Genomic DNA, 14,677 nt, shown 5'->3' on the forward strand with positions numbered 1-14,677 from the left:
CGGCGCGGTGTTGTCCTACAGCAGATCACGAAAGCGGCTGACGATTGCCGAGGGAACTCGCTCGCCCAATCATGGCGGAGGTGAGTCGTGGGCAACAACCATTCGGGCTTGAAAGCAGCCATCGCATCGATGGTCCTGGTGTTGATTGCGGGGTGCGGAGGAGGGGGCGGCGACGACGATCACCGCTCGCCCGTGCCCCTGCCCGAGCCGGTCGAACTGGCGCCGGCGCCAGCCGGGCCGACGGTGGCGATCGAAACCCGCGAGCAGGCACTGGCCGTGTCGGGTGTGCTGTCGGGGAGCGTCAGCAGCGCAGCCACCGCCGTCAACCTGAGCAGCGTGGGCACCAGCGACTGGGCGCATTGGGGCGACGGCGTACCGGGTCTCGTCCGCAGGGCCGGTGGCGGTGCGCAGATCGGTGCTTATACGGTGGTCGACAGCGGCACGCCAATGGCCTTCAACAATTCGCCGCGCCCGCTGAGCTGGACCGGTGGCACGCCCACCACCAGCAGTACCAGCAGCAACAACACCAACGGCCTGTACCTGCCCGGCGGCGGCTTCTCGGTGACTGTGCCCGCCAGCACCGTGCCTCGCACGGTCACGCTGTACGTCGGCGGCTGGAACTCGGGCGGCACGCTCACTGCGCACCTGTCCGACAGCTCGGCGCCCGACTACACGCACGTCAACGCGACCGTCACCGGCCAGTACGTGCGCAGCTACACGCTCACCTACAGCGCTGCCTCGGCCAGCCAGACGCTGCGACTCACCTGGGCACGCAGCTCGGGCAGCGGCAACGTCGACCTCAATGCGGTGGCCCTGGCCATGGCGACGGTCACCAACCAGCCCCCGGTCATCCAGTCACCCGGCGCCCAGACCAGCACGCAAGGCCAGGCGGTATCGCTCGCCATGGCGGCCAGCGACAGCGACGCCGACCCGCTGAGCTTCAGCGCAACCGGCCTGCCCGCGGGCCTGTCGATCAGCGCCTCGACCGGCGTGATCAGCGGTACGCCCAGCACTGCGGCCAACTACTCGACCAGCGTCACCGTCACGGATGGGCGCGGCGGCAGCGCCAGCACCAGCTTCGTCTGGACCGTGCGCGCCGGCAGCACGAGCCCCACCGGCAGCCTGAGCGGCAGCGTCAACAGCGCCACGTCTGCATTGAACCTTGGCACAGTCGGCAGCACCGACTGGGCGCACTGGGGCGACGGCGTGCCGGGCATGGTGCGCAAATCGGGTGGGGGTTCGCGCATCAGCGCATACACCGTGCTCGCGGGCGGTACACCGGCGAGCTACGACAACGACCCGCGCGGCATGTCGTGGGCCGGCGGGACCCCCATCGCCAGCGCCAGCGCGAACACCCGCGGCGTGTTCGTCGCCGGTGCGGGCAGTGGCTTTCGGATCAGTGTGCCGGCCAGCACGACGGCGTCGACGGTGACGCTCTACGTCGGCGGCTGGGCGTCGTCGGCCACGCTGCGTGCCCACCTGTCCGACAGCTCGGCGCCAGACTACGTGAACACCACGGCGGTGGCCTCGGGGCAGTACGTTCGGGCCTACACCTTGAGCTTCGCGGCCGCCTCGTCGGGCCAGAGCCTGGTGCTGACCTGGACGCAGGTTTCCAGTGGCGGCAACGTCACACTCAACGGCGCGGCGCTCGCCGCCACGGCCCCCGCCAACCGCGCCCCCACCATCGTGCAGCCTGCTGCGCAGACCAGCACGCAAGGCCAGGCGGTGTCGCTCACCGTGGCCGCGAGCGATGCCGACGCCGATGCACTGAGCTTCAGCGCAAGCGGCTTGCCTGCCGGGCTCTCGATCAATGCCACCACGGGGGTGATCAGCGGCACGCCGAGCACCGCCGCCAGCTACACCCCGAGCATCACCGTCAGCGATGGCCGGGGCGGCAGCGCCAGCACCAGCTTCGGCTGGACCGTGACAGCTCCCCCGGTCGCCAACGCCAACCTGAGCGGCAGCGTCAGCAGCACAACGGCCACCGTGAACCTGAGCAGCACCGGCAGCGCCGATTGGGCGCACTGGGGCGATGGCGTGCCAGGGTTGGTGCGCAAGTCGGGCGGCGGCGCACGCATCAGCGCCTACACCGTGCTGCAAGGCACGACACCGGCGAGCTACGACAACGACCTGCGCGGCATGTCCTGGTCCGGTGGCAGCCCCTCGGCCAACGCTACCAACAACACGCGCGGCGTCTTCGTCGACGGTCTGGGCAACGGCTTCCGGCTGACCGTGCCGGCCAGCACCACGCCATCCACGGTGACGGTCTATGTGGGCGGGTGGGCCTCGTCGGCCACGCTGCGCGCGCATCTGTCCGACAGCTCCGCGCCCGACTACGTGAACACCACGGCACTGGCCTCGGGGCAGTACGTGCGTGCCTACGCGCTCACCTTTGCTGCGGCCTCCGCCGGGCAGACACTGGTGCTGACCTGGACGCAGGCGTCCAGCGGCGGGAACGTCACGCTCAACGGCGTGGCGCTCGCCACTACGGTCGCCCCCGCCAACCGGGCCCCCACCATCATCCAGCCCACCGCCCAGTCGAGCACGCAGGGGCAGCCAGCCTCGCTCAGCGTGTCCGCGAGCGATGCCGACGGCGATGCGCTGAGCTTCATCGCCAGCGGCCTGCCCGCGGGGTTGTCGATCAATGCGAGCACCGGGGCCATCACCGGCACGCCCAGCACCGCGGCCAGCTACACCACCAGCGTCACGGTCAGCGACGGCCGTGGCGGCAGCGCCTCGACCAGCTTCGGCTGGACGGTGGCCGCCGCGCCCAGCGGCAACCCCTCGGGCCTGGACAGCCGCCCGAGCAACACGAGTTGCGTCGCGCCACAGCGCCCGCAGGCGGGCACGGGGGTGACGCTCGCGCGTGTGTTCCCGAACCTGAGCTTCAACATGCCGGTGGGGATGTTCCAGCCACCCGGCGACAGCTCGCGCTGGTACGTGATCGAGCAGCAGACCGGCCTCGTGCGCAGTTTCCCCAACAGCCCGACAGTGCAATCCAGTCAGGTGAGCACCTTCCTCAACCTGGGCGGGCGCATACAGATCGATTCGGAGATGGGCCTGCTCGGCCTGGCGTTCCACCCGCAGTGGCCTGCCACGCCGCAGGTGTTCGTCTACTACACGCTTGCCGGGAGCAACCCGCCCGAGAACCGCGTCTCGCGCTTCAGCAGCAGCAACGGCGGCACCTCGCTCGACCTGGCCAGCGAACAGGTGATCCTGCGCCTGGTCAAGAACCAGGGCGACCACAACCACAACGGCGGCCACATCGCCTTCGGGCCCGATGGCTACCTCTACATCGGCACGGGCGACGGCGGCGGTGGCGGCGACCCGAGGAACAACTCGCAGAACCCCAGCGTGCTGTTTGGCAAGATGCTGCGCATCGACGTGAGCGCGGCCAGCGGCTACGCCATCCCGAGCAGCAACCCCTGGGCCAGCAACGCGCGCTGCACCAATGGCACGGGCTCCGCGCCGTGCCCGGAGATCTTCGCCACCGGCTTGCGCAACCCCTGGCGCTGGAGCTTCGATCGCAGCACCGGCGACCTGTGGGCGGGCGACGTGGGCCAGGATGCCCGCGAAGAGATCGACGTGGTACGCCGCGGCGCCAACCACGGCTGGCGCGTGCGCGAGGCCAGCCTTTGCTACAACGCCAGCACCTGCGCCACCACCAGCGCCAGCGGCGAACCGCTGGTCGACCCGGTGTTCGAGTATGGGCGCGACGCCGGCATGGCCGTGACGGGCGGCTTTGTCTATCGGGGCAGCAAGGTGCCGGCGCTGGCCGGGCGCTATGTGTTCGGTGACTACGTGAGCAGCCGCATCTTTGCCGTCACGCCACCGAATCCCTTGGTGGCGGCCACACCGCGGGTGGTTCTGTCGCCGAACTCCGCATTGCTCAATTCGCCGCAGAACATCACCTCATTCGCGCAGGACAACGACGGTGAGCTGTATGTGGTGGGCTACAGCGGCGCGCTGTACCAGCTGCAGGCGGCCTCGGCCACCGTGGACACCATCCCCACCCTGCTGTCGCAAACGGGCTGCGTGTCGGCCAGCAACGCCACGCAGCCCGCCACAGGCCTGATCCCCTTCGGCGTGAACGCGCCGTTCTGGTCCGACAACGCGGTGAAGCAGCGCTGGATGGCCTTGCCCAACGGGACGTCGCTCACTCCGCAGACACCCGGGCGCTGGACTGCGCCCAACGGCACGGTGCTGATGAAGAACTTCCGGCTCAACAACCAGCTGATCGAGACACGGCTGCTGATGCGCCATCCGGATGGCGTGTGGGCGGGCTACACCTACGAGTGGAACGCCGCGCAGACTGACGCCACGCGCGTGGCGGGCGGCAAGACGAAGACGATCGGCGCCCAGACCTGGGTCTACCCGAGCGAGAGCGATTGCCTGGTGTGCCACACCAGCGTCGCCGGCCGGGTGCTGGGGCTGGAGACGGCGCAGCTCAACGGCAATCTGCTCTACCCGCAGACGGGCCGCACGGCGAACCAGATCACCACGCTCAACAGCATAGGTGTGCTGAGCCCCACGCTGGCCGGCACACCGGCGAGCTGGCCGGCCTACGTCGACCCGCATGGCAGCGCCGGCACGGTGGAGCAGCGCGCCCGCGCCTTCCTGCACGCGAACTGTTCGCAGTGCCACCAACCCAACGGGCCCACACCGGTGGCGCTGGACCTGCGTGCCACGACACCGCTGGCGCAGACCGGGGCGTGCAACGTGGTGCCCACCTCCGGTTCGCTCGGATTGACCAACGCGCGCATCGTCGCACCGGGCGCGCCCGACAGCTCGGTACTGCTCGCACGCGTGAACCGCCGCGACAGCTTCGCGATGCCACCCATCGGCAGCACGCTCGTCGATGCCACGTCGGTGGCGGTGCTGCGGCAGTGGATCCAGGGGCTGACCGGTTGCCCCTGACGCAGAGGCGAGCCTAGGCGACGGGCGCGTCGCCGATCAGCTCGGAACGTGCCCACGCCGCGGCGGCCGCCCGGGCTCAGCGCAAGCGCTGCGGCACGGGCAGCGCGATCGCCGCCATCACGCAGGCCGCTTCGGGATCTCCAGCCCGCGCGCCACCGCAGGCCGCGCCACGAAGGCCTTCAGCACGCGCTGCACCTCGGGGAAGTCATCGATGCCCACCAGCTCGCCCGCGCCATAGAAACCGATGAGGTTGCGCACCCACGGAAAGATGGCGATGTCGGCAATGGTGTACTCGTCGCCCATGATCCAGCGGCGGCCCGAGAGCTGGCGCTCGAGCACGCCGAGCAGGCGCTTCGATTCATCCACGTAGCGCTTGAGCGGGCGCTTGTCTTCATACTCCTTGCCCGCGAACTTGTGGAAGAACCCGAGCTGCCCAAACATCGGGCCGATGCCGCCCATCTGGAACATCACCCACTGCAGCGTCTCGAAGCGCGCGGCCGTATCGGCCGGCATGAGCTGGCCCGACTTGCTGGCCAGGTAGACGAGGATCGCCCCCGATTCGAACAGCGCCAGCGGTTTCCCGGCGGGCCCGTGCGGGTCGATGATGGCGGGGATCTTGTTGTTGGGGTTGAGCGAGATGAACTCGGGCGAGAGCTGGTCGTTGCTGCCGAAATCGACCAGGTGCGGCTCATAGGCCAGGCCGGTTTCTTCGAGGCAGATCGACACCTTCACGCCGTTCGGCGTGGGCAGCGAGTAGAGCTGGATGCGATCGGGGTGGCGGGCCGGCCACTTTCGCGTGATGGGGTAGTCGGCCAGCGAAGTCGCAGGTGCGCTCGGCGCACGCAAGGCGGGTGCGGACAGGTCGGTCATGGGAGCCTTTGCGGTGAGGGGAAAGCAGAACGGGCGGATTCTGCGTTCGATCCCGCAGTGCCCGCCCGGCTCCCGCCGCAAAGCCGCACCCAAGGTGGGGCGGCTGCCAGCGCGTCGACGAAAAGTCTTGTGTCTGTGCTCAGCGCACGCTGCCGCGGCGCACCAGGTTGACGATGGCCAGCAGGATGACCGCGCCCAACAGCGACACGCCCAGGCCTGCGAGGCTGAAGTCACTGCTGTTGATGGTGCCGGTGCCAAGCATCGGCGCCAGCAACCAGCCACCGAGCAAGGCACCGACGATGCCGACCACCACGTTGAGCACCACGCCTTGTTGTGCGTCGGTCTTCATGATCATGCTGGCGACCCAGCCGATGAGCCCACCCACGATCAACCAAATAATGAAATTCATGCGCTTTCTCCGTTGTTGACAGGACGCGGGCAGGAAACCGGCACAGACGACCGAACACCCGAGGAGAAAACTGCTGGCGACGCAGGCCCGCACCTGCGGCACCGCGTCGGCACCGACACGCGCAGGATGCGCGCGGAGCGCACCGGCTGTCAATCACAGCGCGCACGAAGGGGCCGGCGCCATATGCGGCGCCGATTGATGCTAGAGGTTCGGCCTCAGCCCGCCGCGATCGCCCATGCGCCCTGGTACGCGCCCAGCAAGGCGGCCATCACGACCACGTTGGCCAGCAGGTGGCGATGCCCGTGGCCGATGCGGATGCCCACGCGCACCGAGACGCACGCCCACAGCATCACCACCAGCAGCGCGCCGGCATCGACCAGGCTCAGGTCGAGCTTCAGCGCGTGGGCCAGGCCGACGGCCAGCACCCACAGACCGGCACCCATGATGGTGGCGGCGGTGAGTTCGTTGAAGGCGGGCTTGTGCAGGGGGATACCGAGGAGATTCATGGCGGGGCAGAACAGTGAAACGACAACTGCAGCCAGTGTCCGCGCTGGCAGCCGCCACGATCGGCGTGATGCGGTCGAAGCAGCCGACTTTTCCCGCTTTCGCCCGGCTTTTGCGCAGTCATTTGCGCCGACCGGCAGCCGCGAAGGCCTGTCGGCGGGCGCTGGTCAAGCGGCTGGCGGCTGACCACAATCGCGCCCATGAACAAAGCCTACGTGTACCTCGCCATCGCCATCGTCACCGAAGTGATCGCCACGAGCTGCCTGAAGGCGTCGAACGGGTTCACGCGCGCGGTGCCCAGCGTGGTCACTGTGCTGGGCTACGCCACCTCGTTCTACTTCCTGTCGCTCACGCTCGCCAGCATCCCCACCGGCATCGCCTACGCCATCTGGTCGGGCGTGGGCATCGTGCTGATCTCGCTGGTGGGCTGGGTGGTCTTCAAGCAGACGCTCGACACGCCCGCGCTCATCGGCATGGGGCTCATCGCCGCGGGCGTGATGGTGATCAACCTGTTCTCGAAGGCGGCCGCGCACTGACAGGGCTGGCAGCGCGCGGCTCGCCTTGTTCTCCCACGCCGGCACGGGCATGCGCCGGCGCCTACGATGGGCGCCCCGTCACCTGCACCTCTTCTGCCATGAACTGGATCATTCTTGTCGTCGCCGGCCTGTTCGAGATCGTCTGGGCCATCGGTCTCAAGTACACCGACGGCTTCACCCGCTTCTGGCCCTCGGCGGGCACGGTGGCGGCGATGGTCGTCAGCGTGGTGCTGCTCGGCTACGCCATGCGAGGCCTGCCCGTAGGCACCGCCTACGCGGTGTGGGTGGGCATCGGCGCGGTGGGCACGGCGATCCTCGGCATCTACCTGTTCAATGAGCCGGCCAATCTGGGGCGCATCCTGAGCCTGGGCCTCGTGATCGCCGGCATCGTGGGGCTCAAGCTCAGCACCGCGACCTGATCCCCGCCGGCCTCCCATGCCGTTCACGCATACCAGCTAGCCGGGCCGATCGCTTGGAACACCGGGTGCAGCCGCCCAGAATCTCTGCACCGAACTCGGCGAGCCGACATGAGCACCATCCCCTTGCATGCAATCTCTTCGATGGCCACGCGCCAGGTGCTGGCCGAGCTCGCCGAGGCTTGGCGCGCGGCGCAGGGCTCGTCGGTGCAGATCGAATCGGTGGGCGGGGTGGATGCCGCCAAGCGCGTCGAGGCCGGCGAGGCGTTCGACCTCGTCTTCCTCGCGAGCGACGCCATCGACAAGCTCGCCTTCGCCGGCCATGTGCGCGCCGAGAGCCGCCACGCCATCGTGGACTCGTCGGTGGCCATCGCTGTGCGCGCGGGCACGCCACCACCCGATGTGAGCACCGAAGCCGCGCTGCGCGAGAGCGTGCTCGCGGCGAAATCCATCGGCTACTCCACCGGGCCCAGCGGCACGGCGCTGCTCAAGCTCTTCGAGCGCTGGGGCCTCGCCGATCAAGTGAAGCCCAAACTCGTGCAGGCGCGCCCGGGTGTGCCGGTGGGCTCGATGGTGGCGAGCGGCGAAGCGGAACTCGGCTTTCAACAGCTCAGCGAGTTGATGAACCTGAGTGGCATCACCCTGCTTGGGGGCATGCCGCCGGGCCTGGCAATCACCACCACGTTCATGGGCGCGCTCACGGCGGGCACTCGGCACGCCGATGCCCAGGCCCTGCTCGACTTCATGGCGTCTCCTGCGGTGGCCGACGTCAAGCGACGGCACGGAATGGAGCCGCCGCGCGGCTGAGACGCCTCACATCAGCGCCAGCCCAGGCGCTAGAGATCGAGCATCGCCTGGATCTTGGCGGACAAGGCATCGAGCGCGAATGGCTTGGTCACCAGCGCCATGCGGTCGTCGAGCAAGCCGGCCCCGATGACCGCGTTCTCGGCAAACCCGGTGATGAGGAGCACCTTCAGGCCTGGCCGGTGCTGCCGGGCCGCTTCCGCGACCTGCCTGCCGTTCATGCCACCGGGCAGGCCGATGTCGGTGACCAGCAGGTCGATCTGGGGCACGCTCTCCAACAGCCGCAGGCCTGAGGGCCCGTCGGCCGCCTCGAACACCGTGTAGCCGTTGTCGCGCAGCAGCTCGACAACCAGCATGCGCACGGTGGCATCGTCGTCGATGACCATCACCACCTCGCCGCTGCCCTCGTGCACGGGAGAGGCCTTCGGCTCGCGCACCACCGCGGGCTCTGCGGGCGGATCATGGCGAGGCAGGTAGATGCACATCGTGGTGCCCTTGCCGGCCTCGGAGTAGATGCGCACCTGGCCGCCCGACTGGCGCGCGAATCCGTACGTCATGGACAAGCCAAGGCCGGTGCCCGCACCCAGCGGTTTGGTGGTGAAGAAGGGGTCGAAGGCCTTGGCCACGACCTCGGGCGGCATGCCCACGCCGGTGTCGGTGACGCACAAGGAGACGTACTGCCCGGGCGGCAACTCGTGCTCGCGCGCGGTGCGCTCGTCGAGCCAGCGGTTGGCCGTCTCGACGGTCAGCCGCCCGCCGTCGGGCATGGCGTCGCGCGCGTTGATGCACAGGTTGAGCAGGCTGTTCTCAAGCTGGTTCCTGTCGACGAGCGTCCACCACAGCCCACCGGCTCCGACCACCTCCACCTCGACCGACGGGCCCACGGTTCTGCGGATGAGATCTTCGATGCCGACGATCAGGCGATTGATGTCGACCGGCTTGGGCTCCAGGGGCTGCTGACGCGAGAACGCGAGCAAGCGGTGCGTCAACGCGGCGGCTCGCTTCACGCCGCCCTTGGCGCTGGTGATGAAGCGATCGAGCTTGTCGGTCTGGCCACGCGCGATGCCGCGCGCGATCAGTTCAAGGCTGCCACTGATGCCCGCCAGCAGGTTGTTGAAATCGTGCGCGATGCCGCCCGTCAATTGGCCGACCGCTTCCATCTTCTGTGCCTGGCGCAGCGCCTGCTCGGCATCGCGCAACGCCTCTGACTGCACGCGCTCGTCGGTGATGTCGCGCCCGCTGCAGTACACGAACCGCCCCTCGGGCACGCCCACCCAGGAGATCCACCGGTAGCTGCCGTCCTTGTGACGATAGCGGTTCGGGAAGCGGATGGCCGGCTGCCCGATCTGCGTGAGATTGAATCCGCCTCGCGTGCGCTCCACATCGTCGGGGTGCAGCAGCTCCCAGATCGACTGGCTGGCCACCTCGCGCTCCGACCACCCCAGCACCACGCCCCACGCAGGGTTCGATGTCTCGAAATAGCCCTCGCTGTTCAGCGCGCCCAGCAGATCGGGGCTCAAGTGCCAGGTCATGGCGCGCTCCTGCGCCTTCTCGAGAACCTGCTGCTCAAGGACCGTGTTGAACGCGCGCAATTCGTCTTCGATCGCCTTGCGGTCGGTGATGTCGAAGCTCACACCCGGGAAGCGCGTGGGTCGGCCCTCGGCGTCGCGTTCGCAGCGCCCCTCGGCCAGTACCCAGCACTGCGTGCCGTCGGCGTAGCGGAGCCGGTACTCCTCGCTGAAGGGTTCGCCCGTCTCCAGAGCCTGCGCGATGCTCGCCTGCACCCTGGGCAGATCCTCGGGGTGCATGGCCTTGAAGAAGCGTGCAATCGGTGCACCGCGCCGCGCGTCGTGCGGGTCGACCTCGTACAGCCGCGCGAATCGCTCGTCGACGACGACGGTGTCGGTCTCCACATCCCAATCCCAGGTGCCGATGCCGCGCCCCGCCGACAGCGCCAACGCCAGCTGCTCTTCGCTCGCCGCAAGGTCGCGCGCCATCTCGACCTGCCGCGTGGTTTCGGTACAGACGACGAGCACGCCGCCCACGCCATTGGGCGCGGCCTCGTCGTCGATCGGGCCGAAGCTGTAGGTCCAGTAGACGTCTTCACGAACGCCGTTGCGCGTGATCGGCACGAGCGCGTTCTCGTGCCAGGTGGCCCCTTCGCCCGCCAGGACCTGCGCAATCTGCGGGCCGATGATGGGCCAGATCTCGGCCCACACCTCCTGCGCCGGCCGACCCAACGAGCTGGGGTGACGCTCGTTGCCGATCGAGAGTCGGTAGGCATCGTTGTAGAAGCACGCCCCGTCGGCACCCCAGAAGATGTACATCGGATGCCGCGTGTTGAGCAGCAGGCGCACCGCGGTGCGGAGCGCCTGCGGCCACTGCGCGGGCGGGCCGAGCGGCGTGCTGCCCCAGTCGTGCGCGCGCATGAGGCCGGCCATCTCGCCACTACCGCTCAGGAAAGGCAGGCCGCTGCCATCGAGTGTTGCCGCCATGATCTCCGGTCGTCGTGCGCAAAGCGCTCGGCACCGCACGGCGTCGAGTCGCAAAGCAGAATAGCGCATCGGCGCGGACGCTGTCGGAGTGGGAGCCGGCAACTCGCACCCGGTGTCAGCGCCTACGGCGAGCTGGGCCCCCTGTGGGGGCGTTCCGCCAGCACCCCGATCGGCAGCGCGTTGGACGTGAGCGTCGGCATCCGGCTCGGGTGGCAGGCAACACCACGGCGCGCCGCGGACACCGGAGTCGCCTCGCTCGCAGGCGACGGGCGCTTCAGATCATGCCGTCGGCCTTCAGGCGCGCAACCACCGCCTCCGACAAACCCTGCGTGGCCTTGGCCACATCAGAGGTCTCGAAGGTTTCGGTGGTGCCCGTCCAGATCGGCTTGTCGGCCTTGGCGTCGAACAAGGTCGTCTCGATCGTCAGCACGTTGTAGGTGTCGATGCTCATCGGCGGCGTGGCCCAGGCCGCGCCGTACCAGCCATAGAACCCGCGCCCGTAGTAAGTCGGCCCCATCGGCATGGCGCTCACCTGCTTGTCGACCCGCAGCACGCGGGTGACGATCACGGCATCGACACCCGTGCGCGCGATGGCCGCCTTGATGTCGGCGTCGGGAATCTGGCCGCGCTGCGGCAGCAGCGGGTAGGAGGGCTTGGCATCCTTGCCGGCCGTCTTCAAGGTCTGCGCGAAGCCGTCTTCGAAGATGCGGCGGTGCACGTCGCTCTGGCTCACGCCGATCACCAACACCGAGCGCACGGGCGGGCCCTTGAACGCCGGCTCTTTCCAGACGTTGTTCAGTGAATAGCTGCTGCAGCCCGTGAGCAATGCGCCCCCTGCCAGCAGAGCGGCCAGCAGATGGCGGCGGGGAAGGGCGGTGGCCGAAAAAAGGTGGTCTGACATGACGCGGCTCCCTGCGTTGATGGATGCGCGCAAGCATGCGCGAATCAGGCGCCATCGTCCATTGCACCTTGGTGATACGGGGCCACCGGACGAGCCGAACGCGCAGGTGGCGCCGCCCAAGAGAAACGCCCCGGCGAGGCGGGGCGCGGCAAGTTGGGTGGGAGCCGGGTCAGAACGGGATGTCGTCGTCCATGTCGTCGAAGCCGGTCGACGACTTCGGCGCCGGCTTGCTGGCGGCCGGGCGCGCTGCCGGTGCGCTGCGTTGTTCGCTGCGCTCTCCACCGCCGCCGCCGCCACTGCGGCTGTAGCCACCGCCGCCGCCTTCGTCACCACCGCCACCGCCGCCGCCTTCACGGCCGCCGAGCAGCTGCATGTTGTCGGCCATGATCTCGGTGGTGTATTTCTCGACGCCGTCCTTGTCGGTCCACTTGCGGGTCTTCAAGCGGCCTTCGACGTACACCGAGCGGCCCTTCTTCAGGTACTCGCCGGCAATCTCGGCCAGGCGGTCGAAGAACACCACGCGGTGCCACTCGGTTTCTTCCATCTTCTCGCCGGAGTTCTTGTCCTTCCAGTTGCGCGAGGTGGCAATGGTGACGTTGCAGATGGCCGCGCCGTTGGGCGTGTAGCGAACCTCGGGGTCGCGCCCCAGGTTGCCGATGAGGATGACTTTGTTGATCGAGGCCATGGGGCGCTCCAGGTAAATCGGGTGGGGGATGCCTCAATTATGCGTTGGGGGCGCTCGCGCGGCCCCCCGCGTATTCATGCACCCGCAAGGGTCGGGCGGGGTGCGAAGCGGGGGGGTCGGGCAGGTCGCTCGCGTACCATGCGGCGTTCTGCTGCGCCGCCATGTCTCCCGCCTTCTCGACGACCGCTCCCCCCACCGATCCGCTGCGCATCCTGCAAGAGGTCTTCGGCTACCCGGCGTTCCGCGGTCAGCAGCAAGCCATCATCGAACAGGTTCGCCAGGGCGGTGACGCGCTGGTGCTCATGCCCACCGGCGGTGGCAAGAGCCTGTGCTACCAGGTGCCCGCCATTGCGCGGCACCGTGCGGATCAGGGCGTGGCCATCGTGGTGAGCCCCTTGATCGCGCTGATGCACGACCAGGTGGGCGCGCTCGAAGAGGCCGGCGTGCATGCGGCCTTCCTGAATTCGACGCTCACCCTCGACGACACGCAGAAGATCGAGCGCGAGATGATGAGCGGCCGCCTGGTGCTGCTCTACGCGGCGCCCGAGCGCGTGACCACGCCGCGCTTTCTGGCGCAGCTCGATTCGCTGCACGAGCGCGGCCTGCTGAGCCTGTTCGCGATCGACGAGGCGCATTGCGTGAGCCAGTGGGGGCACGACTTCCGCGAAGACTACCTGCAGCTCAACGTACTGCACGAGCGCTACGCGGGCGTGCCGCGCATCGCGCTCACCGCCACCGCCGACGACCTCACGCGCGCTGACATCATCGAGCGGCTGCAGTTGCAGGACGCACAGGTCTTCATCAGCAGCTTCGACCGCCCGAACATCCGATACAGCATCGTCGAGAAGGACAACGCACGCGCGCAGTTGCTGCGATTCATCGGCGACGAGCACGAGGGCGACGCGGGTGTCGTGTACTGCCAGTCACGCAAGAAGGTCGAAGAAACCGCCGAGTGGCTCAAGAGTGAGGGGGTCAACGCGCTGCCGTATCACGCGGGCCTCGACACCGAGGTGCGCAGCCGGCACCAGAACAGGTTCCTGCGCGAAGAGGGCGTGGTGATGGTGGCCACCATCGCCTTCGGCATGGGCATCGACAAACCCGATGTGCGCTTCGTCGCCCACCTCGACCTGCCCAAGAACATCGAGAGCTACTACCAGGAGACCGGCCGCGCCGGCCGCGACGGCCTGCCCGCCGACGCCTGGATGACCTACGGCCTGGCCGACGTGGTGAACCAGCGCCGCATGATCGACGACAGCCCCGCGGGCGAAGAGTTCAAGCGCGCGCAGATCGGCAAGCTCAGCGCACTGCTGGCGCTGGCCGAAGCGCACGATTGCCGCCGCGTGCGGCTGCTGCACTACTTCGGCGAGACCTACCGGCGAGTCGCGCCCGACGCCGGGCCGCCCCAAGGCGGGCGACGCGCCCTCGGGGGGCAGGGAGAGCACGACGTGCCGACCGTGGGGGCCTCATGCGGCAATTGCGACAACTGCATCAACCCGCCCGCGACGTGGGATGCCACCGAAGCCGCGCGCAAGGCATTGAGCTGCGTCTACCGCTTCCACCAGAACGGCGGCCAGCGCTTCGGTGCCGGCCACCTGATCGACGTGCTGCGCGGCAAGGCCACCGACAAGGTGGACCAGTACCGGCACCAGTCGCTGTCGACCTTCGGCATCGGCGCCGACCTGAGCGAGGCGCAATGGCGCGCCGTGCTGCGCCAGTTGATCGCGCTCGGACACCTGCGCACCGAAGGCGAGTACCAGACGCTCGAACTCAGCGCGAGCGCACGCGACGTGCTGCGCGGTGGGGTCACCCTGATGCTGCGCGTGCCGAGCGAGGCACCCCGCCGCGGCAAGGCCGGCAAGATCACGCGCAGTGGCGCCGCCAAGCCGCCGCCGGTGGCGCTGGACGCACACGCAAGTGAGCGCTTCACCGCACTCAAGGCCTGGCGCGCCGAGGTGGCCAAGGAACACGGTTTGCCAGCGTACGTGATCTTCCACGACGCCACGCTGGCCGAGATGGCTCGCAGCCAGCCGGGCTCACTGGACGATCTGTCGCAGATCAGCGGCGTGGGCGCCAAGAAGCTCGAGGCCTATGGCCGAGAGATCCTGCGGGTGCTGGACACAACGGCCTGACGGGTTCGCCT

The 14,677-nt window shown here is 68.7% G+C and carries 11 protein-coding genes; 5 read left to right on the forward strand and 6 right to left on the reverse strand.

Annotated elements, in window-relative coordinates; genetic code table 11:
- Positions 1-87 precede the first annotated feature (87 nt).
- Positions 88-4,917, forward strand: coding sequence for a putative Ig domain-containing protein (locus AC1KAR_RS09315; protein WP_480316754.1), 4,830 nt, complete (start codon positions 88-90; stop codon positions 4,915-4,917).
- Positions 4,918-5,034: 117 nt separating this feature from the next.
- Here the strand turns inward: AC1KAR_RS09315 and AC1KAR_RS09320 are convergent, their stop codons facing one another.
- The 3 genes from AC1KAR_RS09320 to AC1KAR_RS09330 form a co-directional block, all read right to left on the reverse strand.
- Positions 5,035-5,787, reverse strand: coding sequence for a glutathione binding-like protein (locus AC1KAR_RS09320; RefSeq protein ID WP_480316756.1), 753 nt, complete (start codon positions 5,785-5,787; stop codon positions 5,035-5,037).
- A gap of 139 nt (positions 5,788-5,926) precedes the next feature.
- Positions 5,927-6,196 (reverse strand): GlsB/YeaQ/YmgE family stress response membrane protein, encoded by a 270-nt coding sequence (locus tag AC1KAR_RS09325; protein WP_480316758.1) that lies wholly within the window; start codon positions 6,194-6,196, stop codon positions 5,927-5,929.
- 215 nt (positions 6,197-6,411) lie between these two features.
- Complete coding sequence (locus AC1KAR_RS09330) at positions 6,412-6,702, reverse strand: hypothetical protein (protein WP_480316760.1); 291 nt, start codon at positions 6,700-6,702, stop codon at positions 6,412-6,414.
- A 198-nt stretch (positions 6,703-6,900) separates the two neighbouring features.
- On the opposite strand from AC1KAR_RS09330, the gene AC1KAR_RS09335 reads away from it, so the two are divergent.
- From AC1KAR_RS09335 to AC1KAR_RS09345, 3 genes are all read left to right on the forward strand, one after another.
- Positions 6,901-7,236 carry an SMR family transporter gene (locus tag AC1KAR_RS09335; RefSeq protein ID WP_480316762.1) on the forward strand — a complete coding sequence of 112 codons (336 nt, stop codon included), beginning with the start codon at positions 6,901-6,903 and terminating at the stop codon, positions 7,234-7,236.
- Between the two features lie 98 nt (positions 7,237-7,334).
- Positions 7,335-7,655, forward strand: coding sequence for a quaternary ammonium compound efflux SMR transporter SugE (sugE, locus tag AC1KAR_RS09340; protein ID WP_480316764.1), 321 nt, complete (start codon positions 7,335-7,337; stop codon positions 7,653-7,655).
- Positions 7,656-7,763: 108 nt separating this feature from the next.
- The gene (locus tag AC1KAR_RS09345) at positions 7,764-8,459 is read left to right on the forward strand and encodes a substrate-binding domain-containing protein (RefSeq protein WP_480316767.1); all 696 of its coding nucleotides are present in this window, start codon (positions 7,764-7,766) and stop codon (positions 8,457-8,459) included.
- Positions 8,460-8,488: 29 nt separating this feature from the next.
- Here the strand turns inward: AC1KAR_RS09345 and AC1KAR_RS09350 are convergent, their stop codons facing one another.
- From AC1KAR_RS09350 to ssb, 3 genes are all read right to left on the reverse strand, one after another.
- Positions 8,489-10,951 (reverse strand): hybrid sensor histidine kinase/response regulator, encoded by a 2,463-nt coding sequence (locus tag AC1KAR_RS09350; RefSeq protein WP_480316769.1) that lies wholly within the window; start codon positions 10,949-10,951, stop codon positions 8,489-8,491.
- Between the two features lie 274 nt (positions 10,952-11,225).
- Complete coding sequence (locus AC1KAR_RS09355) at positions 11,226-11,852, reverse strand: DUF4136 domain-containing protein (RefSeq protein ID WP_480316771.1); 627 nt, start codon at positions 11,850-11,852, stop codon at positions 11,226-11,228.
- A 169-nt stretch (positions 11,853-12,021) separates the two neighbouring features.
- Positions 12,022-12,537 carry a single-stranded DNA-binding protein gene (gene ssb / locus AC1KAR_RS09360; RefSeq protein ID WP_480316773.1) on the reverse strand — a complete coding sequence of 172 codons (516 nt, stop codon included), beginning with the start codon at positions 12,535-12,537 and terminating at the stop codon, positions 12,022-12,024.
- A 161-nt stretch (positions 12,538-12,698) separates the two neighbouring features.
- On the opposite strand from ssb, the gene AC1KAR_RS09365 reads away from it, so the two are divergent.
- Complete coding sequence (locus tag AC1KAR_RS09365) at positions 12,699-14,666, forward strand: RecQ family ATP-dependent DNA helicase (protein ID WP_480316775.1); 1,968 nt, start codon at positions 12,699-12,701, stop codon at positions 14,664-14,666.
- Positions 14,667-14,677 lie beyond the last annotated feature (11 nt).

Source organism: Piscinibacter sp. PDB1-1, from assembly GCF_056675995.1.